This window comes from Caulobacter endophyticus, from assembly GCF_029543245.1.
In the GTDB taxonomy this organism is placed as follows: domain Bacteria; phylum Pseudomonadota; class Alphaproteobacteria; order Caulobacterales; family Caulobacteraceae; genus Caulobacter; species Caulobacter endophyticus_A.
This window is the reverse complement of the sequence record NZ_JARQWV010000038.1, coordinates 1-21218: the sequence shown is the minus strand read 5'-3', so window position 1 is coordinate 21218 and position 21218 is coordinate 1. Positions and strand designations below refer to the sequence as shown.

Here is a 21218-nt window from a genome sequence, read left to right as displayed (position 1 = left end):
CAAGGTCGCGCCCTCACCCCCGCGCGTGCTTGGTCACCCGCAGGCGCGAGACGTCGTATCCCATGGCCTTGGCGCGGTCGGTCAGGACCTGGGTCAGGCCGGGGGTGGGCTTGTCGCGGGTCAGCAGCCAGAGATAGCGGCCGCTGCCCTCGCCGACGATCGCCCAGCTGTAGTCGTCGGCGTGGTCCAGCACCCAGTAGTCTCCGACGAAGAACGGGCCGAAGAACGACACCTTCAGCTTCGCCCCCGTGGCCTTGTCGACCACCTTGGCCTTGCCCAGGCTGACCTTCTCGATCCCCTCGGGGCCGCCCTTGCGGCAGGTGTTGCGCACCTCCACCAGCCCGTCGGGGCGCAGCGAATACTCGGCGGTGACGCCGTCGCAGCCCTTCTCGAAGCGGAAGTCGTAGCGGGCCGCCTCGTACCACAGGCCCAGGTACTTGCTGAGCTCGACGGGCTTGGCCGGCTGCGGCGGGCGGGGGTTGCCGGGCGGGCCGGCGCCCGCGCAGGCGGCCAGGGCCAGCAGGGCGACGCCGCAGGCGCCGGCGACGGCGAGGCGGGCGGCGCGCATCCTCACGCCTCGGGCTGCTGCGGGAAGACCAGCTTCTCGTAGCCCAGGGCCTTGACGCGGGCGAGGGCGGCGGCCTTGGCCCCCTCGTCCATCACCGGCTTGCGCGCCAGCAGCCAGACGAAGTTGCCGCCCGGCGTGGCCATGATCGCCCACGAGGCGTCGTCGGCGTGGTCAAGCACCCAGTATTCCTGCTTTTTCAGGCCGCCCAGGAAGTTCATCGAGAACTTGGCGTTCTCGGAGCCGGCGACGATCTTGCCCTTGGTGTTGAAGGTCTTGGCCTTGCCGGTGGCGCTGTCGCGGCGGCAGATCTGGCGCACCGAGAAGCTGTCGGCGCTCTTGGCGGTGAATTCGGTGGTCGGGGCCTCGCAGTTGCGCTGGCCGGAATTGGGGGTGCGGGCGATCTCGTACCACTTGCCCGAATAGAAGGCCGCCGCCACCGGCTTGGACGGCGGCTGGGCGCCGGCCAGGGCCGCGGAGGGAAGGGTCGCGACGCTCGTCACGGCCAGGCTCGCCGCCAGGGACAGGATCAGGCTTACGCGCATTCCGACACCTTGCTGCTTGGCGGGCTTTGCGCCCTGCTCAAGTTCATCCCCCGAACGGAGGCAAACGCAAGGGGAGGCGGCGGTGTTCCTTCACGCGAAAACCCTCTCTCTTTGAGAGAGGGAGGGGCCCATGGCGAAGCCATGGGAGGGTGAGAGGTTACAAACTCACCGGATTGGGTGCGGTCTCTATAGCGCCCGTCATCCCGGAAAGCCCGCCGGGCTTATCCGGGACCTAGGGGCCGGGCGTGGAAGGCGGGTTCATCACGCCGGCGGCGGCAAGCGCGATGCGGCGGCCCCTGGGTCCCGGCTCTGCCACCCGCTTTCGCGGGTGTTCGGCCGGGATGACGATTAAGGGGAAGCAGGGAGCGAGGTTTCCCGGCCAGCGGTGAAACCTCTCACCCTCCCACCGCTGCGCGGCGGGCCCCTCCGTCTCTCGAAGAGAGAGGGGTCTTTCGGCCTATTCCGCCGCGATGGTCACCGGGGCGACGCGGTCCTTGAAGTTGATGGCCTGCAGGTGGCGGATGCCTTCCTCGGCGATGTCGTCGCCGACCATGCGGTCGCCCTCGGCCTTCAGTTCGTCGAGGTCGACGTACATGGCGTAGAAGGCCTTGGTGCGGTCGGTGATGATGCCGGCGTTGAGCAGGGTCTTGACCAGCACCCGGAAGATGTTGGTCTGCTCCTTCATGTTCTCCCGACGCAGGTCGTCGGTCATGATCTGCCCGTACTCCTCGATCACCTTGTCGGGGTCCAGGCCGAACTCGCGGTAGAGATCCAGCTGCTGGTGCGGCGAAACGAGGTTGAACAGCAGGGTCTGGAAGCAGTGCGCCGCCCAGTCCTCGATGATCGCGTGCTCTTCGGCGGTCAGCTTGGGCACGGTGCGGTCGGCCCAGATCTTCCCGAACTTGTGGTGGAAGGCCTCGTCGGTCATCACCAGCTGCAACAGCTTCTTGCCGAGCGGGTCGTTGATTTCCTTGAAGAAGGTGGCGAAGGCGCCCATGGCCAGGCCCTCGACCAGCATCTGCATGCCGATGATCTTCTTGTAGACCTCGGGGGCGGCGATGATCTCGACCAGCAGGCTCTTCAGCGCCGGGCCGCATTCGACCGGCTTGCCCCAGCGGGCCTTGATGTACTTGGCGAAGGCGGTGACGTGGCGCGCCTCTTCGCGGGTCTGGTTGGCGGCGTATTCCTGCGCGCCCTGGTCTTTCAGCACATGGCACAGGCTGGCCGACAGGTTCAGCGCGCCCTGCTCGCCGTGCAGGATCGACGAGAAGCTGCGCAGCACCGACTGGTTGATGAAGCGGGTGCGCAGCTTGGGATCGGACAGGTGGTTGGAAACGTAGTCGGTCGACAGGGCGATCACGAGTTCCTCGGGAACCAGCGGCTGGTTCTCCATGTCGAACGGCTCGTCGAAATCGATATAGGCCTTGTCGAGCGGGTCCCAGAAATGGTCGTGAGTGGCCGAGATGATCTTGTCGAAGGCGCTCGAGCGGTTGCCGTACCGGTCGAGCTCGAGCATGGACTCGAAGTCGTCGGGCGCCACCGCGTCGTACATGGCGTCCTTGGTGATGTTCTTGTCCGTCACGGTCGGCTCCTCTCCTGTGGCCTCTCGGCTCGCGGCCCTTCGCGGGGCCCGTCTGTCGCGGGCCTCTCGTCGAGTGAACACTGTCCACTCAAACTTCCGGTACGGTCAAATTAAAAATGACGACGGCGTCACCTTTGCCGCAGCCGCTTGAGCCAGAATGGGAAACCCTCCGATGGGACTGAACGTCTTTGTGCTGACGGGCGCGGGGGCCTCGGCCGAGAGCGGGCTGGGCACCTTCCGCGACGAAGGCGGGGTATGGACGCAGTACGATCTTTCCGAGGTCGCCACGCCCGAAGGCTTCGTCCGCGACCCGGCCAAGGTTCGCGCCTTCTACAACGCCCGCCGCGCCAACCTGGCGGCCGCCGCGCCCAATCCGGCGCACTTCGCCCTTGCGCGGCTGGAGCGCGAGCTGGCGGCGCGGGGCGGGCGGCTCTTCCTGTGCACCCAGAACGTCGACGACCTGCACGAGAAGGCCGGCTCGACCGGCGTCGTCCACATGCACGGCGAGCTGGCCGTCACCCGCTGCCACGCCTGCGAGGCTACGCATCCAGACCCCGGCCCGCTGGACGCCGAGGCGGTTTGCGCCGCCTGCGGCGCGGCCGGCATGGCCCGGCCGCACGTCGTGTGGTTCGGCGAGGTCCCGCTGTTCATGGACGAGATCTTCGAGGCGCTGGAGGGCAGCGACCTCTTCGTCGCCATCGGCACCTCGGGCTCGGTCTATCCGGCCGCCGGCTTCGTGATGGAGGCGCGGCGGATGGGGATCCGCACCTGCGAGATCAATCTCGACCCCTCCGACAACGCCCGCGCCTTCGACGAGCGCCTGTACGGCCCGGCCGGCGAGGTGGTTCCGCGTTGGGTGGAGGCGGTGTTGAGGTAGGAGGGCTTCAGGAAGTTGGCGCCATTGATAATCCCTCTCTCTTAGAGAGAGGGAGGGGCCCGCCGCCGCAGGCGGTGGGAGGGTGAGTGGTTACGGCCTGGCCGACTGGAGCGCAGCCAGGATCTCGTCGGCAGTCTCGCCGGGATCGGCCAGAACCCGCTCGTTGTGGAACCTCAACACCACGTATCCAAGCAGCTCCAAAGTTTCGGTGCGCTGGCGGTCATAGTCTTCGCGACCGTCATGAGCCGCGCCGTCGAGCTCCACGATCAGCTTGCCCGCCTCGCAGACGAAATCCGCGAAATAGCGGTCGATCGCGATCTGCTGCATGAACTTGAAGCTTGAGAGCCGACGGTTGCGAACGAGCGCCCAAAGCGTCTTTTCGGCCAGGGTTTGTCTTTGGCGTAGGCGGTCCTGTCCATCGGCAAAGCCTGGGCGCCGTGCTCCCGCCTTTTCAATCAAAAGCATCGGGATTTTTCTGTGAGGGCGAAACCACTCACCCTCCCACCGCTGCGCGGCGGGCCCCTCCCTCTCTCTAAGAGAGAGGGTTTCGTTGGAGCGTCGTTCTCGCGCCCTAGTCCTCGACCGCCGGCGGCGGGATCAGGGCCAGGAAGTTGCGGACCAGGGGCGAGACGTCGCCGGCGCGGGTGGCGATGGCCAAGGGCACCTTGGGCACGGCCCCGTCGAGCGGCCGGTAGACCACCCCGCGCACGGCCAACTGGGCGATCGAGCCGGGGGCCATGGCCACGCCCAGGCCCGCGGCCACCATGTTGATCATCGCCACGATGTGCGGCGTCTCCTGGGCGATCAGCGGCTCGAAGCCTTCCTGGGCGCAGGCCTCGCGGATAAGGCCAAGGAAGGTGCGGCCGATCCCTTGCGAGAAGATCACGAACGGCTCCTGGCGCAGGGCCGCCACGGGCACCCGCGCCTGGGTGGCGAGGTGATGGCCGACCGGCAGGGCCAGGATCAGCGGCTCCTCGCCCAGCGGCAGCAGGTCCAGCCCGCCGGCCGCCACGTTGCCGGGGCGCACGAAGGCCGCGTCCAGCTCCGAATGCAGCAGGCGCTCGGTCAGGCGGGCCGAGTGGCTTTCCTCGACGATCAGGCTGGCGTCCGGATAGGTCCAGTGGAACACCGAGAAGGCTTCGGTCACCGCGGGATGGAAGTTGGCCGACGAGGTGAAGCCCACCCGCAGCGCGCCCACATGGCCGCCGCCGGCCCGGCGGGCGGCCTCCTTGGCCCGTTCGGCCTGCTCCAGAATCTGGCGGGCCTCGGCCAGGAAGGCCCGCCCGGCCTCGGTCAGCTCAGCGCCGTGTGGCCGGCGCAGGAACAGCGGATAGCCGATCTCGGTCTCCAGGTCGCGGATCTGCTGGCTCAGCGGCGGCTGGCCGATGCCCAGGCGCGCGGCCGCCCGCGTGAAGTTCAGCTCCTCGGCGAGGGCGACGAAATAGCGGACGTGGCGCAATTCCATGGAGGAGCGGGACTCGGCGGCGGGTCAGGCGGGCGGAAACTTGCCCCGGACGGTCGGGCGGGCGCCTTTCCAGAGGAAGACGGCCAGGGCCGCCAGCGCCGCCGGAACAAGTGCGACCAACCATACCAGAGCCACGACCGTCAGTTGCAATACCGACAACGCGACCACGAGGGTCTTGTTCTCCGGCTTGCTGGCCTTGGGCGGCGGGATGGACACGGACGCAATCTCTCGCAACGCGGCTGGCAAGACTGCGCACGGCGAGCAAGCGCGTTCAGGCCAGTCGTCAGCGGTGTTGCATCGACCTCCGACGAATCTGCGGGAAGTATTGCGCAGAATCCGTAATATTCAATCGCAAACTCCCGCGACGGGGGATATTGTGTATTTACGCACCGTCCATTGCGCGAATTTTGAGGCAAAATATGGACGGCCCTCCAGGTATATCTGGAAAGTATTGCTCCATATATTTTGAATATCGCCGGTCAGCCTTCGAGCGTGGCGAGCACTTTCGGGTCGCGGCGGGCCAGTTCCACCAGGCGTTCGACCAAAGCTTCACGGCTGTCGAGCGCCAGGCCGTCGCGAAGCCTGGCCATACGGTCCCGTACCGCCTGCACGCCTGCTTCGTCCAGCGCGTTCGTCGCCGCCACCACGGCTGCCTGGTGCTTGCAGGCGCCGAACTTCTCGAACCCCGGGCAGTCGCAGCGGCCTTCGCCGGCGGGCGCGCGCAGTTCGACGACATAGAGGTCGCCGGCGCTGCCGGTGACGTGGGCGGTGACCGCCTCGTCCTCGATCGACACCAGGTCGACGTCGCCCTTTTCGGCGATGGCCACGCCGCTTTCGAACCAGCGCTCGTCCATCCGCTCGCGCCAGGTCTCGGTGTCGAAAAGGCTCATGCCTCGTCCTCGATGCGGTGGATGTCGTCGTCCGACAGTCCGAAGTGATGGCCGATCTCGTGGACAAGCACGTGCTCGATCAGCGCGCCGAGGGCGACATCGCCGCGTTCGCACCATTCGTCCAGGATCGGCCGGCGATAGAGAAAGACCATCGAGGGCTGGGCGCCCACGTCCAGCACCGAGCGGCGCGACAGGTCCACGCCCTGATAGAGGCCGGTCAGCTCGAACGGATCCTCGATGCCCAGGCTGTCGAGCACCTCGTCGGTCGCGAAGTCGTCGATGCGGAAGACGACGTCGCCGGTCAGGCGGCGGAACTCGTCGGGCAGGGCGTCGAAGGCGGCCTTGGCCAGAACGGCGAAGTCGTCCAGCGATGGGGCCAGCGAGGGGGCGAGACGGTCGGTCCAGATCATGAACTTCACATAACGCGATCCGCGCTTCGGGGAAGGGGCCAGATCGCGCTCGCGGCGCGCGCGGTCTAAGCTGCCAAATCTGATTCGATCCTTACGCCTCTGGGGCTCAGCGACACGCCGGATGACATCGCTCGATCTGATCCTGGCCGCGACGGCCGGCGCGGTCTGCCTGGCGATCTGCGCCACGCTGTGGGCGCTGGCCCAGCGGCGCGCCTTCGACGCCCGCCTGGCCGGCATGAGGCTGCGCCTCGACGCCCTCGAGAACGGCTCGCTGGCCGCCCAGGCCTCGGCTGAAGCCTTCGACAACGCCCTGGTGGCGGTCGAGGACGGCGCGGCCCGCCTGGTCACCGGCGAGGACAGTCTGGCCGCCTGCGCCCAGGTGCTGAACGTTGACGCCACGCCCGACGGCCTGGTCGAGGCGCTGATCGCCGGCGATCCCGACCACGCCGCCCGCCTCAAGGCCCTCTTCGAGCGCGGCGAGGCCTGCGCCTTCGAGGCTCGCGGGCCGGGCGGCCGGGTGGTGGTCGAGGGGCGCGCGGCCGGCGCCCTGGCCTGGCTGCGCCTGGCGGCCCGCACCGGCGATCTCGGCCTGCCCAGCGCCGCCCGCTTCGCCGCCTTTGTCGATGGCTTGTCCGAGCCGGCCTGGATCGCCGCCGCGGACGGCGCGCCGACCTGGGCCAACGCCGCCTATCTGCGCGCTCTGGGCGTGGACAACGCCGTGCAGGCCGCTCGCGCCGGCAAGACCTTCGACCGCGCCGTCGACGCCCTGGCCGTGGAGGCCGCCGCCAAGGCCGAGCGTCGCGAGACCGTGCGCTGGACGCCGATCGACGGCCGTCGCCGGGCCTTTCGCTTCACCGTCAAGCCGCTGGACGGCGGCGGGGCAGGGGTGTTCAGCGCCGACGTCACCGAGGTCGAGGATGTCCGCGAGACGCTGAAGAACCACGTCGCCGCCCACGACGAGACCCTCAACCACATCGCCGACGGCGTGGCGATCTTCAGCGCCAGCCGCCGCCTGTCGTTCCACAACACCGCCTTCGCCGACCTGTGGGGGCTGGAGCCGGCCTGGCTGGCCGAGCGGCCGACCCACGGCGAGGTGCTGGATCGCCTGCGCCAGCGTCGCCGCCTGCCCGAGACGGTGGACTATGCGAAGTGGAAGGCCGCCGAACTGGCCCGCTACGAGGACCTGGGTCCCCAGGCCGACGAGCTGTGGGACCTGCCCGACGGGCGCACCCTCAAGGTCGTGCGCCAGCCCCACCCGCTGGGCGGCATGCTGCTGCTCTATTCCGACATCACCGGCGAGCTGCGCCTGAAGGCCCAGTACAACGCCCTGATCCAGGTGCAGCAGGCCACGCTCGACAAGCTGAACGACGCCGTGGCGGTGTTCGGCTCGGACGGCCGCCTGCGCCTGCACAACGAGGCCTTCGAGACCTTCTGGAACGTCACGCCCCAGGCCCTGCAGGCCGCCGGCGACTTCGAGGGCGTGGTCGAGCTGTGCGTGCGCCGCCTGCATGACCTGTCGTTCTGGCGTGAGCTCAAGGGCCGGGTGGCCGACCCCGATCCGCAGATGCGCGCCCCCACCTCGGGCGAGGTGCGCACTTCGGACGGCCGCATCGTCGTCTACCAGAGCCGGCCGCTGCCCGACGGCGCGACCCTGATCGCCTTCGCCGACGTCACCGACACCCGCCACCTGGAAAGCGCGCTTGCGGACCGCTCCGCCGCCCTGGCCGAGGCCGAGCGGCTGAAGCGCGACTTCGTCGGCAACGTCTCCTACGAGCTGCGCACGCCGCTCACCACGATCATCGGCTATTCCGAACTGCTCGAGCGGGCCGAGGGCCTGCACGAGCGCGGCAAGGGCCATGTGGCCGCCGTGCGCGCCGCCGCCACCCAGCTGGCCCGCTCGATCGACGACGTGCTCGACATGGCCCAGATCGACGCCGGCGAGATGGCGCTGGAGATCGAGGACATCCGCGTTGTCGACCTGCTGCAGGGCGCTTTCGATCGAGGCGGCAAGGACGCCGAGATCGGCGGGGTGACGCTGGAGGTGATCTGCGACGATGACGTTGGCCTGATCCGCGGCGACGCCAAGCGCCTGAACCAGACCGTCGACCATCTGGTCGAAAACGCCCTGCGCCAGACCCCGCCGGGCGGCAAGGTGACGATCTCGGCCCAGCGGGCGCTCGGCGAGGTCAAGCTGCACGTCAAGGACACCGGCCGCGGCGTGCCCTTCCACGTCCAGGCCCACATCTTCGACCGCTTCGTCGGCCGCGACCGCGGCGGCCCGGGCCTGGGCCTTGCCCTGGTCAAGGCGCTGGTCGAACTGCACGGCGGCTGGGTGGCGCTGGAGAGCGAGCCGGGCGCCGGCTCGACCTTCACCTGCCACCTGCCCGAGACCCAGCACCCGGGCGCGGCCCAGCCGGAGTTCGGGTTCTAGGATCGCTATCGCCGTGCGTGATCCGCGCCCTTTGACAGGCTCAGGGTGAGGATCAATTCGGCGGCATTCGTTCCTCATCCTGAGCTTGTCGAAGGACGAGGGACGCGCAGCAACAGAAAGGGCCTCCCGAGACCCTCGGGAGGCCCTTGTCGTATGAAGGCCCCCGGTCGTCCGGGAGCCTCTCTCACCCTCAGTACTTGTAGGTGAAGCCCATGAAGAACCGGCGGCCGAAGTAGCCCAGCTCGGTCAGGCGGATGTCGCCGGCCGTGGAGCGTTCCTCCTCCTTGGTCAGGTTCTTGCCTTCCACGAAGAAGGACAGGCCCGCGGGGCCCGGCTTCCAGGTGATCTTGCCGTCCAGATAGCCGGTCGGGTCGCGGAACACCGGCTGGCCCGAGGTGTCGGCGGCCGAGACCAGGTACTTGGAGCGGTAGTTGTAGGCCAGGCGGGCGTTGATCGGGCCCTTGTCGTACCAGACCGTGAAGTTGGCGCTGCTCTTCGACAGACCGGGGAAGGGCAGGGGCGAGCCGTCAAGCGTGGAATAGAGCTCGACGTCCTTGGCTTCCTGGTAGGTGTAGTTGGCGTCGACGCCCAGGCCCGACAGCGCCCCCGGCAGCCAGGTGAAGGCCGTCTTGCCGGTCAGCTCCAGGCCCGAGATCTTGGCCCCGTCGCCGTTGATATAGGTGCTGTAGTTATACAGAACTCCGTCGCCGTAGTAGTCGACCTTGCCGATCAGGGTGCGCGACGAGACGTAGAACGACTTGATGTCCTTGTAGAACAGCCCCAGCGAGATCTGGGTGTCGCTGTTGGGATAGTACTCGAACGACAGGTCGTACTGGTTGGCGCGATAGGGCTTCAGCTCCGGATTGCCGGCCGTGCAGCTGGGCTCGTCGAACTCGCCGTTGGCGTCGGGCGAGTTGTCGGTGGTGCAGCTGACCGTCGGCATCAGGTAGTCCATGCGCGGCCGGGCCATCAACTGGGCGAAGCCGGCGCGGGCCGCCAGCTTGTTGGGCGCCAGCCACAGGCCCACGTTGAAGCTGGGCAGCCACACCGTGTAGTCCTTGGTCATGGTGGCGATGCTGTTGCTCAGCACATAGGTGGTCGAGGTTCCGCCGTTGGCCGCCGCATAGGTCTCGCTGCGGGTCTGGGCGCCTGTGCCCGAGGTCTTGGTGTGGACCCGCCGCCAGCCGAAGTTGCCGTTCACGTCGTAGCCCAGCAGCGGGAAGGCGTAGTTGAACTTGATGTACTGGGCGTTCGTCTGTTCCTGGATCCTGTAGGGGATCTGCTCGTAGGTCTCGCCGTCGTTGCCCGTCGTGGTCGTCAGGTTGTTCAGGTTGAAGTGCGATGTGTCGAGGTACTGGGCGACCTTGTTGAAGTCCGGATAGAGCCAGGTCGAGGGCAGGCCGCCGCCGCCGTAGTAGAAGGCGCTGGGCAGCTGGGTCATGGCCTGGGCGAAGACGGCGTTGGAGAACGCCCGCGACCAGGTCTCGCTCGTCGACCAGTAGCCGGTGGTGTAGGCGGCCGAGGCGTTGGTCGGGCTGGTCTGGTCGGCCGTCTGGCTGGCCAGGATCGTCGCCGTCGAGTTGACCGCGTTGCTGTAGATCACCGTGTCGTCGGTGGTCGAATAGGCGTTGGCGCCGCCGTCGATGATGTAGCCGCCATAGCCGTAGCCAGAGGTCGAGAAGTCGGTGGCGCGGCCGCCGAACTCGATCTTCTTGAGGAACGGCAGGTCGACCTCGTAATCGAAGTCGATCTTGTACTGCTTCTCCTCCGACTGGGAGTTCGATGGGCGGTACTGGATCTGCCACTGGCGGATCGCCGAGGCGTCCGAGGGGCTATACCCATCGGCAAAGGTGAAGGACGGATTGCCGGTCGACGGGTCCAGCGTCACCGTCATGCCGGGGGTGTCGAAGCTGACGCTGACATTGTTGGTCTGCGAGACGGTCGAGGTCTCGGCGCTGGAGGCCTGGAACTCGATCTGCAGGCGGTCGCCGCGGTAGTTGGCGCCGATGTTGTAGTAGTCGCTGGTCGACTCGTAGGCGAAGTCGCGGGCGCTGATGCCAAAGCCGTTGTAGCCGCCCGCGCCCGAGGTCGTGAGGCAGTTGCCCAGGGTATATTGGATGACGTTGTGGTTGGCGTCGGTGACCACCGAGCCGGCCGTGGTGTCGGTGCTCGAGCACGACGTGCCGTTGGCCGCGGTGTTGCGCAGCCGCGTCGCCGAGGTGAAGTCGGTGCCGTAGTTGATGTCGTTCAGCCGCTGGCTGCGCTCATTGCGGTTGTAGCTGACCCAGGCGTCGATCTTGTCGCTGAACTTGTACTGGGCCGTGAACTCGGCCGAGATCCGCTCGTCGGTGCGGGTCCAGACGCCGTAGCGGGCCACGCGCGGGGCGTAGTCGTACCACTGGCTCTGACAGGCCGTGCGCAGGTTGCTGGTCGAGATCTGGGTGGCGTCGGGCGTCGTCAGCGAGGCGCAGCCGGCATAGGTGTCGACGCCGCTGGCCAGGTCGACGATGTCCTGGCTGTAGGCGGTGGAATAGTAGTCGACGGTCTTGTCGGCCGAGTTGTCGAAGTCGGCGAACCGGCCCCACGACGAGTTGCGGACGTAGTCGCCGCGGGTATTGACCTTGTCGTAGGTGACGTTGGCCATCAGGCCCAGGCGCCCGTCGAACAGCTGGGTGGCGGCGAAGACGTTGCCGCGCGGCTTCCAGCCCTTGACCGTGTCGAGGTTCTGCATCGAGCCGGTGAACGACAGGGTCGGCTTCTTGAAGTCCAGCGGCTTGCGGGTGGTGACGCTGACCGTGCCGCCGACGCCGCCTTCCGTCATGTCGGCGGTGAAGCCCTTGAACACGTCGATCGACTTGACCAGCTCCGAGGCCAGTTCACGGAAGTCGTTGGAACGACCGCCGCCGCCGTAGACCTGCAGGTTGCCGGCCGTCGACAGGGTGCTCATGCCGTTGATCTCGACCCGGTTGAGGTCGGGTTCGACGCCGCGGATCGACACCGCGTTGCCCTCGCCGAAGTCGCGGGCCAACTGCACGCCGGTCACCCGGCCCAGGGCCTCGCCGACGTTCTTGTCGGGGAACTGGCTGATGTCCTCGGCGACGATGGAGTCCGAGATCGTGCCGGCCCGCTTCTTGCGGCCCATGGCGCTCTGCAGGCTGGCGCGGGTGCCGACGACGACGATCTCCTCGACCTTGTTCTCGACGGTGGTCGCGGGGGAGGGGGCGGCTTGGGCCAGGGCGGCAGGCGCGCCGATCCCGGCGATGGCGAGGGCCAGGCCCGTGGTCGCCAGCAGTTGGTGTTTCATGGGTTTCCTCCGATGAGAGACTGGCGGTGTCCCGCCTTCTTTCGCCGTCGGGCCGCTGGGCCCTCGGGCGTGTTGGTGGATGGCTGGAGGCAAGGCGCGGCGAGCCGGCGGCCGCGACCGGCAGGGCGCGACGGAACGGATGTCGATGCGGAGCTTGCATGGACGCCGGGGCTCGGGCGACGCGGCGGGCGTCGGAGCGCTGGCCGGTCGCCGGGTGTCCGGCGGCGGGCTTTGGCGTGTCGCGGTCGGGCGGGGGTTTTCGCGCCGTCGCGGATGTAGAGCGGTCTTCACGGTCGTCGCGGATCTCTTGATCTCTGCGACGGCGTCAAAAATCTTATCGAAGAGCCGCTGTTGTCAATCTCTGTTGTCTGAGTTTTGACAACATAACCATGTATTCGTCGGTCTTTACGGTTGCGAAAACTGATGGGTTGTTTTGATTTCGAATTGTTTCCACGCTGAAAATATCGATACGTTCTATTCTCAACTTATGGAACTACATCGCAGAAAGCGGGATTTGACTTGCCAGGTGGACGTCCCGGGCTTAGGGATCTGGCTCAGGCGACGGGCTTGGACCGCAAGGCGGGCCCGTCTGGGAAGGGGAAACGGGAGGACCAGGATCACCGGTCCCGCAAGCGCGCCAGGACGTGCGCGGCGGCGCCGGCGGACTTCACGGACAGGATTGAAACTACGCGTGGCGGGTTTTGTTTGTGCGCCACCGATTATGTCGAGGAGAGGCCGGCCGGCTCAGCCCGGACGCCAGCGCATGGCGACGGCGATCTCGGTCTCCGACGGCGCCTCGACGAAGCCGGCCTTGCGATAGAGCGCCTGGGCTGGGGCGTTGTCGAACCCGACGTCCAGGGTGATCGACGCGGCGTGGGCCTGCGTGGCCGCCTCCTTTATCCACGCCATCAGGCCAGAGCCCAGGCCAAGGCCGCGAGCCTCCGGCGCCAGCAGCAGGTCGATCAGCCGCCAGTCGGCGTGGGCGCGGTCGAGCAGCAGCTGTCCGGCCGGAACCTCGCTCGCCAGCACCAGCCAGCGGTCGGCCCTGGGATAGGCGCCGGCGATGTGGATCTGCTGCAGGCGCAGCTGGTCGGCCATCATCGCCGTCACCTGCTCGCGCGGCCAGCCCATGGCCAGGAAGGACGCGCCGCGGAACTCGGCGTGCCAGCGCGCCACCAGCGGGCCGTCGTCGTCGGCGATCGGGCGGACGCTGACGTCGCGGGCCTGGAGCGCCGCAGGCAGGGGCGGCATGTCGAACGGTGATTTCATCGCGACGACTCGCGGGTGAATGGGCTAGATCGACGCATAGGTTGCGCTCCGTGAGCGATCAGCCAGGACAAGTCCAGGACAGACGAGGGGGACGCCATGCTGCTGCTCAAGCCAGAAGATTTCGAACCCTGGGTGGGCAAGCAGGTGCGTGTCGCCACCATTCCGCATCCGGTCGAGATCACCCTGGCGGCCATCTTCCGTCCCGGCTTCGCGCACGACATTCGCGAGCCCTTCTCGCTGATGTTCGAGGCGCCGATGAACATCAACCTGATCGACGGGGCCTACGAGTTCGACTGCGGCAAGGGCGGTCCGCATACGATCGTCATCACCCAGCTGAAGCCGCTGCCGGGCGCCCGGGTCTATCAGGCCGTCTTCAACTGACGACGCTGGCGAAGGTCTAGGTTGGATCGACATTCATTAATTCTGGTCGCTTCTCACCGAGTTTCCCCGCGAAGGCGGGGATCCAAGCTGCATTTCAGGAGACGGCGCGGCCGCGAGCGACCCGCAACCTCCGCTTGGGTCCCCGCCTTCGCGGGGAAGAACGGATTGAGGGGACGGCCGTCGATGTAAGTCGATGAGGTCCAGAGCTGAAAAGCCCGATCCGAAATAGAAAACGCCGGCCCGTGGACAGCCACGGGCCGGCGTCTTTCGTTTCCGCCGATTAGTTGCGCGAGGGGAAGATGCCCGCGACGCAGATGATCGACTGCAGGCCGAGGAAAGGCTGCATGTTGTCGAACGGCTGGCTGCCGCCCGCGAGGCCGACGGTGACGCTGCCGGCGATGCCGGCGACGTTGCCGGCGCTCAGGTTGACGGCGGTGCCCGCCGTGCCGGCCGGGGCGAAGATGCTGGCCGACGAGAAGTTGGTGGCGTCGTAGGCGTTACAGATCTGGGCGTTGGCCGTCGGCTGCACGGCTTGCGAGCCGTTGGCGACGCCGCTCAGGGCGGTGACGTTCACGGTCGGGGTGCCGGTCGGGGTGAACGTGGCCGCGTGGTTGTGCATCGGCATGTTGGCGATGCTCAGCGTGGTGGTCGGGGTACCGGCCATCTCGCCCTGGATGTAGTTCGGCAGGCCGGGGCCCTGACCCGGGCCGACCATGACGCGGCTGCGCAGGTCCGGCAGGCCGAAGGTGGTCTGGCCGTTGCCGCCGAAGGTGGTTCCCAGCAGCGAGAACAGCGCGGTGTTCTGCGCGATCGCGATTAGTTGTCCGTTGGTATACATGAAGTTGCGCGGGGCGAAGTTACCCGCGAACTGCACGATCATAGCCATATAGAAGTCCATGGCGTCAGGCCCTCCCACAATGTTGAGTTGCCAGGCTACACAGCGACGTCCATAGCGCGCAAGACGCTCGTTTCACGTGCATGCCCCGGCTCCGATCAGGCGCGCGGCAAGTCCCGGAAATCCCTTGAAAACCGGTCACGCGTATCGGTGTCTCAACTTTGGGACACACTCTGTGCGCGTGATGTGACAATTCACACGGGAAACGCCTTGGGGCTGTGCATAATGTACGGTTACGTGTAGTGAGCGGGTAATGCGCGCGGACAGCGAGTCCGGGGCGGACGACCGCGCGTGGATAATTGGGGCTGGGGAAATCGATGGTCCAGGGGTGGCTGACCCGCGTTCTGCGGGATTTGGCGTCGTTCGCGACGTCTTTCGCGGCAACGGCTGAAAAGCGCGAACGGCGTGCGGGAGGCCTGCGGCTTCGCCACGCCGCCGTCGCGTTGTTCGCCGTCCTGACGACCCTGGCGCCCACGCTGGCGGCCGCATCCACGGGGTGCGCCGCCGTCAACGCCGGCGCGCTGGACCAGACCACCAGCATCGCCAGCGGCGCGGTGACCAGCACCGACGCGCGGCAGAACACGGGCGCGGCGACCTTCCAGGGCGTCTATGTCAACCTGACCGGGGGGGCCTTGGCGCAAAGCAGATGGTATCCGGGCGGACCTCACAGTTTCGCCGTCGGCGACACGATTTCGACCACGATGACCTCGACCGGACCGCTGGTGCAGTTCCAGCGGTCGACGGATTCGGGCGGAACGGTCGCCAATATCGGGGTCGGCGCCGGAACCTATTCCTACAGCCCGACTGCGACCGAGTTCGCGTTCCAGACCCGCATCGCTCCGAACGCGGACGGGACGGCCACGACCACGTCCACCTGCACCCCGGCCGCGCCGACGATCTCGGGCCTGTCGCCGAACGAAGGCTCGACCGCGGGCGGCACCTCGGTGATGCTAACCGGTCAGAACTTCCTGGGCGCCACCGTCACCGTCGACGGCGCCACGGTCAGCCCGACCACGCATACCGACACCACGATCATCTTCGCCACGGCCGCCCATGCGGCCGGCGCGGTCAGCGTCGCCGTGACCACCACCGGCGGCACGGCGATGTCCAGCTTCACCTATATCGCGCCCCCCACCGTGACGGGTGTCTCGCCGAACGCCGGCCCCCTTGGCGGCGGCAATTCGGTGACCATCAACGGCACGAACTTTAGCAACGCCACGGCGGTCGCCTTCGGCGCTGCGCCCGCGACCGGCTACACCGTCGTCAGCCCCACCCAGATCACGGCCACCGCGCCGGCCAATTCGGCCGGCACCTACGACGTTCGCGTCACCACGGTGGGCGGCCAGAGCGCCATCAGCGCCTCCGACCAGTACACCTATCTCCCCCCGCCGACGGTGACCTCGATCTCGCCGACCGCCGGTCCGACGGGCGGGGGCACGACGGTGGTCATCACCGGCACGGGCTTCACCACCGCGTCCGGCGCGAGCGGCGTGCGGTTCGGCGCGACCAACGCGACCGGCTATGTGGTCGACAGCGACACCCAGATCACCGCGACTTCGCCCGCCAACTCGGCCGGCACCTACGACATCACGGTGACGGCAATTGGGGGGACCAGCGCCACCAGCGCCTCGGACCAGTTCACCTATATCCCGGTTCCGACCGTGACCTCGATCTCGCCGACGGCGGGTCCGACGGCGGGCGGCACGAGCGTGGTCATCACCGGCACGAACTTCACGGGCGTTTCGGCCGTGACGTTCGGCGGGACGGCGGCGGCGGGCTTCGTCTTCAACAGCGCGACCCAGGTCACGGCGACTTCGCCGGCCGGCACGGGCACGGTGGACGTTCAGGTCACGACGATCGGCGGTCAGAGCGCCACCAGCGCGGCCGACCAGTTCACCTTCGTCGCGCCGCCGGTCGCCACCTCGCAGTCCTATGGCTCGATCGTCGCCTATAACGACGGCGGCAACCTGACGACGAGCATCCCCGTCTACATGTATGTGACGGGCGCCTCGATCACCAGCTACGCGGTCGGCTCGGCCACGACGGCCCAGGGCGGCAGCGTCACCATCGACAGTTCCGGCAACGCGACCTACACCCCGCCGGTCGGCTACCGCAACGGCACCGACACCTTCACCTATACGGCGACCAACGTCGGCGGCACCTCGGCGCCGGCCACGGTGACCGTCACGATCGGCAATCCGACGATCACGGTGACCCTGCCGTCCGCCACGGCCACGGTCGAGCGGGTCTATAACGCCAGCGCCAACCCCGTGACCTTCTCGGGCGGCCGCGCGGCCTACACCGTCAACAGCATCAGCGGTCTGCCCTCGGGCCTGACCTACACTGGCGGCGTCATCAGCGGCACGCCCGCGGTCAGCGGCGTCTTCACCGTCACCGTCAACGTCACCGACAGCTCGCTGGGCGCGGGTCCCTACAACGCCAACACCACGGCGACCCTGACGGTGGGCCTGCCGCCGGCGCCGGTGGCCTCGTCCTTCTCCATCACCGGCGTGGGCTACAACACCGGTTCGGCCACGGCGACGACCTTCAGCGCGGCCTCGCACGCCACCGAAAGCCCGACGGGCTACCAGGTGGGCGCGGCGTCCTCCGGCGCAAGCGTCTCGGTCGATAGCGCCGGTCTGATCAGCTACACCCCGACGGTCGGCTTCCGCGGCGCCGACACCTTCAACTGGGTGGCCACCAACGCCGGCGGCACCTCGAACGTCGCCCAGGTCACCGTGACCGTGAACGACCCGGTGTTCTCGGCCAGCCTGTCGGCGCCCACCGGCACTGTGGGCGTGGCCTACAGCGGTTCGGTCACCATGAGCGGCGGCGCGGCCCCGTACACCAGCTTCTCGGCCACGGGCCTGCCCGCCGGCCTGACGATGGACAACTCGGGCGTCATCAGCGGCACGCCGACCACGGCCGCCAACGCCACGGTCGTCGTCACCGCCACCGACAGCTCGCTTGGCGTCGGCCCCTACACCAGCACGGCCTCGGTCTCGCTGAGCATCGCCGCGCCGACCATCACCCTGTCGCCGGCCTCGGGCGCCCTGCCCGGCGGCCAGGAAAGCATCCCCTACAGCCAGACGATCACCGCCACCGGCGGCGTCGCGCCGATCACCTTCAGCGTGTCGGCGGGCCTGCCTCCGGGCCTCAGCCTGAGCGGCGGCACGATCTCGGGCACGCCGACGGCGACGGGCGCCTACAGCTTCACCGTCACCGGCACCGACAGCAGCGGCAACGCCTATACCGGCTCTGCCAACTACAGCATCGGCGTGGGCGTGCCCGCCCCGCCGACGGCCGGCGCGGTGACCACCACCGTGGCCGCCAACAGCACCGGCAATGCGATCAATCCGTCGCTGAGCGGCGTGCCGGCGACCTCGGTCTCGGTCGCCACGCCCCCGGCGCACGGGACGATCACCGCCGTGGCCGGCGCCTCGCCGTTCACCTTCACCTATGATCCGACCCCGGGCTTCTCGGGTACGGACACCTTCACCTACACCGCCTCCAACAGCGGCGGCGCCTCGGCCCCGGCCACGGTGACCATCACCGTCACCGCGCCGACCCTGGTGGTCGCCGGCGCTCCGGGCGCCGGCACGGTGGGCGTCGCCTACACCAGCGCGACCTTCACCGCCTCGGCCGGCACGGCCCCCTACACCTTCAGTGGGGCGTCCCTGCCGCCGGGCCTGACCATCGATCCGTCGACGGGCGTCCTTGCGGGCTCCCCGACCGCGGGCGGCGCCTACGCCGCGGTGATCTCGGCGACCGACGCCTACGGCGCCCAGGGCTCCGGGACCTTCTCGATCACGATCAACAACCCGACCCTCTCGCTGACGCCGACCTCGCTGCCGGCCGCCAACTACGGGGTCGCCTACGATCAGACCTTCCAGGCGTCGGGCGGCACCTTGCCCTACACCTACGCCCTGGTCGGTTCCCTGCCGCCCGGCCTGACGTTCGACGTCACCAGCGGCAAGCTCTCGGGCGTGCCCGAGCCTCTAACCGACGGGTCCTTCGCGCTGACCATCACGGCTACGGACAGCTCGACCGGCAGCGGCCCGTACTCCACCTCGGTGAGCGTCACGCTCAGCGCCGTGGCCGCCGCGCCGCCGGTGGTCGATCCGACCACCACCACCACTCCGGCCAACTCGCCGGCGCGGATCGACGTCTCGAACCTGATCGACGGCTTCTATGACGCGGTGATCATCACCACCCCGCCGCAACACGGCACGGCCGTCGTCGAGGGCAGCGCCTCGCGGATGCGTTCGCAGAGCGGTTCGGGTTCGGTGTTCATCGTCTACACCCCGAACCCGGGCTACTACGGCGCCGACAACTTCGCCTACGCGGCCACCGGTCCCGGGGGCGCCTCGGCGCCGGCCGCGATCAGCGTGACCGTCGCCGCCCCGGCTCCGGTCGTCGTCGCCGACGTGGCCGAGGTGAACGCCAACGCCCAGGTGGTCATCCCGGTGACCGCCAACGACACCGGCCCGATCGACACGATCGCCATCGCCACGGCCCCTAGCCACGGCACGGCGACCATTTCGGGCCTCAACGTCACCTATGTTCCGGCCACCGACTTCTTCGGTACGGACACCTTCACCTACACGGCGACCGGCGCCGGCGGCACGGGCGGTCCGGCGACGGTCACCGTCACGGTCCGTCCGCTGGCCCTGCCGACCCAGTCGGCCCAGACCATCACGGTCCTGGCCGGCCAGTCGGTGACCCTGGCGGCGACGCAAGGCGCCACGGGCGGTCCGTTCACCGGCGTGGCGGTGGTCACGGCCCCGACCAAGGGCACGGCCACGGTCAACGGCGAGACCATCGTCTACACCCCGGCCACCGGCTATCAGGGTCCGTCGGACAGCTTCACCTATCGCATCCGCAATGTGTTCGGTGACTCCGCCCCGATCCAGGTGACCGTCGCCGTCAACCCCGCGCCCCTGACGGCGCCGCCGATCACCGTCGAGATCCTCGCCGGCCAGAAGGCGGTCGTTAATCTGGTGACTGGGGCCAGCGGCGGTCCGTTCACCGCCGCGGCGGTGGTGGCCACCACGCCGGCCAACGCCGGGGCTTCTGTGGTGACCAGCCCCTCGGCCGGCGCCTACACCCTGACCTTCACCCCCGACAACGCCTTCGCGGGCACGGCGGTGGTGACCTACACCCTGAGCAACGCCTACGCGACTTCGGCTCCCGGCCGGATCACCGTGATCGTCAAGGCTCGACCGGACCCGTCGCTGGATCCGGAAGTGAAGGGCCTGGTCGCGGCTCAGGACGCGGCGGCCATCCGCTTCGCCGACGCCCAGATCAGCAACTTCAACCGTCGCCTCGAGCAACTGCACAACGGCGGCGGCGCGGGTCGCGGGTTCGGGGTCAGCGTCCGCGGCGGCGACGCCGAGCGCGACGACGGGCTGGAAGCGCGCGAGCGGTTCCGCAAGTACGCCAGCCTCGGCATGAACGACGCGGTCGATCCCTCCGAAGCGCTGCTGCCCGCCGCCTCGGCCGGCTACAGCGGCGATGACGACGGCGAAGACGGCCAGGCCGGTCCCAAGCGCTGGGGCGTCTGGGCTTCCGGTTCGGCGGACTTCGGGATGCGTGACGCGGTCGGCTCGCAAAGCGGCTTCCGCTTCACCACCGACGGTCTCACCGGCGGCGTCGACTACCGGGTCAACCCCGACTTCGCCTTCGGCCTGGGTGTCGGCTACGGCCGCGACTCCAGCCGGATCGGCAAGTCGGGCACCAAGAGCCGCGCCGAGAGCTACAGCGCGGGCCTCTACGCCAGCCTGAAGACGGGCGAGAAGACCTTCATCGACGGGGTCCTCGGCTACGGCACGCTCGACTTCGACACCCGCCGCTTCGTCACCTCGACGGGCGAGCTGGTGAACGGCCAGCGTGACGGCGACCAGGTGTTCGGCGCTCTGACCTTCGGGATGGAGCACCGGACGCAGACCAGCCTGCTGTCGCCTTACGGCCGGGTCGCCTACAGCCGCTCGCAGCTGGATGCGTTCGCGGAAAACGGCGGCGGGCCCTACGGCCTGACCTACCACGCCCAGACCGTGCAGAGCCTGACCGGCACGCTCGGCCTGCGCGGCGAGTTCCTCCGTAAGACGGCGGCCGGCCTGCTGGCTCCGCGCTTCCGGATCGAGTACTCGCACGACTTCGAGAAGGCCAACGACGCCCTGCTCAGCTACACCGACTGGGTGGGCGGGCCGACCTACCGCCTGGCGGTGGATCCGATCGACCGCGACCAGCTGCGGCTGGAGCTTGGGGCCGACCTGACCATCAAGAACGGCGTCCGGTTGGGTCTGGACTTCGACAACATGGTCACGAAGGACAGCGACAGCCAGGGCGTCAGGCTGACGGTCCAGTCGCCCTTCTGATCGAAGACGAAGACCTGAACTAGGGAGGGCGGCGCCGGCGACGGCGCCGCCCTTTTCTTTTCTGGCTCCTCCCTCGCTTTAGCGGGGGAGGGGGACCGGCGAAGCCGGTGGAGGGGGCGAGACGGGGCGCTGAGGAGGCGGGGGGGGGGGCGCGCGGGCGCGCGGCCCGCACCACACCCCCCCCCCCCCCCCCCCCGCCCCGCGCACCACGGACCCACACCAAAAAA

15 protein-coding genes are annotated in these 21218 nt (G+C 68.4%); 4 read left to right on the top strand and 11 right to left on the bottom strand.

Features of this window, described 5'->3' with window-relative positions; genetic code table 11:
• Positions 1-13: 13 nt before the first annotated feature.
• From P7A99_RS24020 to P7A99_RS24010, 3 genes are all read right to left on the bottom strand, one after another.
• Entirely contained in the window at positions 14-568 is a 555-nt protein-coding gene (locus tag P7A99_RS24020; protein ID WP_277796238.1) for a lipocalin family protein, read from the bottom strand.
• A gap of 2 nt (positions 569-570) precedes the next feature.
• Positions 571-1110 (bottom strand): lipocalin family protein, encoded by a 540-nt coding sequence (locus P7A99_RS24015; protein ID WP_277796237.1) that lies wholly within the window; start codon positions 1108-1110, stop codon positions 571-573.
• Positions 1111-1567: 457 nt separating this feature from the next.
• A complete protein-coding gene (locus P7A99_RS24010) occupies positions 1568-2692 on the bottom strand; it encodes a ferritin-like domain-containing protein (protein ID WP_277796236.1) in 1125 nt (374 codons plus the stop codon).
• Between the two features lie 172 nt (positions 2693-2864).
• Here P7A99_RS24010 and P7A99_RS24005 point away from each other — a divergent pair, with 172 nt between their 5' ends.
• Entirely contained in the window at positions 2865-3569 is a 705-nt protein-coding gene (locus tag P7A99_RS24005) for a Sir2 family NAD-dependent protein deacetylase (RefSeq protein ID WP_277796235.1), read from the top strand.
• A 90-nt stretch (positions 3570-3659) separates the two neighbouring features.
• Here the strand turns inward: P7A99_RS24005 and P7A99_RS24000 are convergent, their stop codons facing one another.
• From P7A99_RS24000 to P7A99_RS23980, 5 genes are all read right to left on the bottom strand, one after another.
• Positions 3660-4034, bottom strand: coding sequence for an endonuclease domain-containing protein (locus tag P7A99_RS24000; RefSeq protein WP_277796234.1), 375 nt, complete (start codon positions 4032-4034; stop codon positions 3660-3662).
• A gap of 106 nt (positions 4035-4140) precedes the next feature.
• Positions 4141-5034: a LysR substrate-binding domain-containing protein gene (locus P7A99_RS23995; protein WP_277796233.1), complete on the bottom strand. Its 894-nt coding sequence runs from the start codon at positions 5032-5034 to the stop codon at positions 4141-4143.
• A gap of 24 nt (positions 5035-5058) precedes the next feature.
• Positions 5059-5250 (bottom strand): hypothetical protein, encoded by a 192-nt coding sequence (locus P7A99_RS23990; protein WP_277796232.1) that lies wholly within the window; start codon positions 5248-5250, stop codon positions 5059-5061.
• A 263-nt stretch (positions 5251-5513) separates the two neighbouring features.
• Positions 5514-5924 (bottom strand): SWIM zinc finger family protein, encoded by a 411-nt coding sequence (locus P7A99_RS23985; RefSeq protein ID WP_277796231.1) that lies wholly within the window; start codon positions 5922-5924, stop codon positions 5514-5516.
• Positions 5921-6334 carry a metallopeptidase family protein gene (locus P7A99_RS23980; RefSeq protein ID WP_277796230.1) on the bottom strand — a complete coding sequence of 138 codons (414 nt, stop codon included), beginning with the start codon at positions 6332-6334 and terminating at the stop codon, positions 5921-5923. Before P7A99_RS23980 ends, P7A99_RS23985 begins: the two co-directional genes overlap by 4 nt.
• Before the next feature lie 121 nt (positions 6335-6455).
• Here P7A99_RS23980 and divL point away from each other — a divergent pair, with 121 nt between their 5' ends.
• A complete protein-coding gene (gene divL, locus P7A99_RS23975; RefSeq protein ID WP_277796229.1) occupies positions 6456-8765 on the top strand; it encodes a cell cycle protein kinase DivL in 2310 nt (769 codons plus the stop codon).
• A gap of 190 nt (positions 8766-8955) precedes the next feature.
• Here the strand turns inward: divL and P7A99_RS23970 are convergent, their stop codons facing one another.
• The gene (locus P7A99_RS23970) at positions 8956-12069 is read right to left on the bottom strand and encodes a TonB-dependent receptor (protein WP_277796228.1); all 3114 of its coding nucleotides are present in this window, start codon (positions 12067-12069) and stop codon (positions 8956-8958) included.
• A 744-nt stretch (positions 12070-12813) separates the two neighbouring features.
• Entirely contained in the window at positions 12814-13338 is a 525-nt protein-coding gene (locus P7A99_RS23965; RefSeq protein ID WP_277796227.1) for a GNAT family N-acetyltransferase, read from the bottom strand.
• Between the two features lie 96 nt (positions 13339-13434).
• Between P7A99_RS23965 and P7A99_RS23960 the strand changes: the two genes are divergently transcribed.
• Entirely contained in the window at positions 13435-13719 is a 285-nt protein-coding gene (locus P7A99_RS23960; protein WP_101718595.1) for a DUF6916 family protein, read from the top strand.
• Between the two features lie 280 nt (positions 13720-13999).
• On the opposite strand, the gene P7A99_RS23955 is transcribed toward P7A99_RS23960, so the two are convergent.
• Positions 14000-14617 (bottom strand): phage tail protein, encoded by a 618-nt coding sequence (locus P7A99_RS23955; protein ID WP_277796226.1) that lies wholly within the window; start codon positions 14615-14617, stop codon positions 14000-14002.
• A 440-nt stretch (positions 14618-15057) separates the two neighbouring features.
• Here P7A99_RS23955 and P7A99_RS23950 point away from each other — a divergent pair, with 440 nt between their 5' ends.
• The gene (locus tag P7A99_RS23950; protein ID WP_277796225.1) at positions 15058-20991 is read left to right on the top strand and encodes an autotransporter domain-containing protein; all 5934 of its coding nucleotides are present in this window, start codon (positions 15058-15060) and stop codon (positions 20989-20991) included.
• Positions 20992-21218: the final 227 nt, after the last annotated feature.

Bases quoted from the DNA above. Each gene is read 5' to 3' on its own strand.
- P7A99_RS24015 (WP_277796237.1), bottom strand. From the start codon at position 1,110: ATGCGCGTAAGCCTGATCCTGTCCCTGGCGGCGAGCCTGGCCGTGACG.
- P7A99_RS23960 (WP_101718595.1), top strand. From the start codon at position 13,435: ATGCTGCTGCTCAAGCCAGAAGATTTCGAACCCTGGGTGGGCAAGCAG.
- P7A99_RS23995 (WP_277796233.1), bottom strand. From the start codon at position 5,034: ATGGAATTGCGCCACGTCCGCTATTTCGTCGCCCTCGCCGAGGAGCTG.
- P7A99_RS23980 (WP_277796230.1), bottom strand. From the start codon at position 6,334: ATGATCTGGACCGACCGTCTCGCCCCCTCGCTGGCCCCATCGCTGGAC.
- P7A99_RS23985 (WP_277796231.1), bottom strand. From the start codon at position 5,924: ATGAGCCTTTTCGACACCGAGACCTGGCGCGAGCGGATGGACGAGCGC.
- P7A99_RS23955 (WP_277796226.1), bottom strand. From the start codon at position 14,617: ATGGACTTCTATATGGCTATGATCGTGCAGTTCGCGGGTAACTTCGCC.
- P7A99_RS24005 (WP_277796235.1), top strand. From the start codon at position 2,865: ATGGGACTGAACGTCTTTGTGCTGACGGGCGCGGGGGCCTCGGCCGAG.
- P7A99_RS24020 (WP_277796238.1), bottom strand. From the start codon at position 568: ATGCGCGCCGCCCGCCTCGCCGTCGCCGGCGCCTGCGGCGTCGCCCTG.
- P7A99_RS23965 (WP_277796227.1), bottom strand. From the start codon at position 13,338: ATGAAATCACCGTTCGACATGCCGCCCCTGCCTGCGGCGCTCCAGGCC.
- divL (WP_277796229.1), top strand. From the start codon at position 6,456: ATGACATCGCTCGATCTGATCCTGGCCGCGACGGCCGGCGCGGTCTGC.
- P7A99_RS23970 (WP_277796228.1), bottom strand. From the start codon at position 12,069: ATGAAACACCAACTGCTGGCGACCACGGGCCTGGCCCTCGCCATCGCC.
- P7A99_RS24000 (WP_277796234.1), bottom strand. From the start codon at position 4,034: ATGCTTTTGATTGAAAAGGCGGGAGCACGGCGCCCAGGCTTTGCCGAT.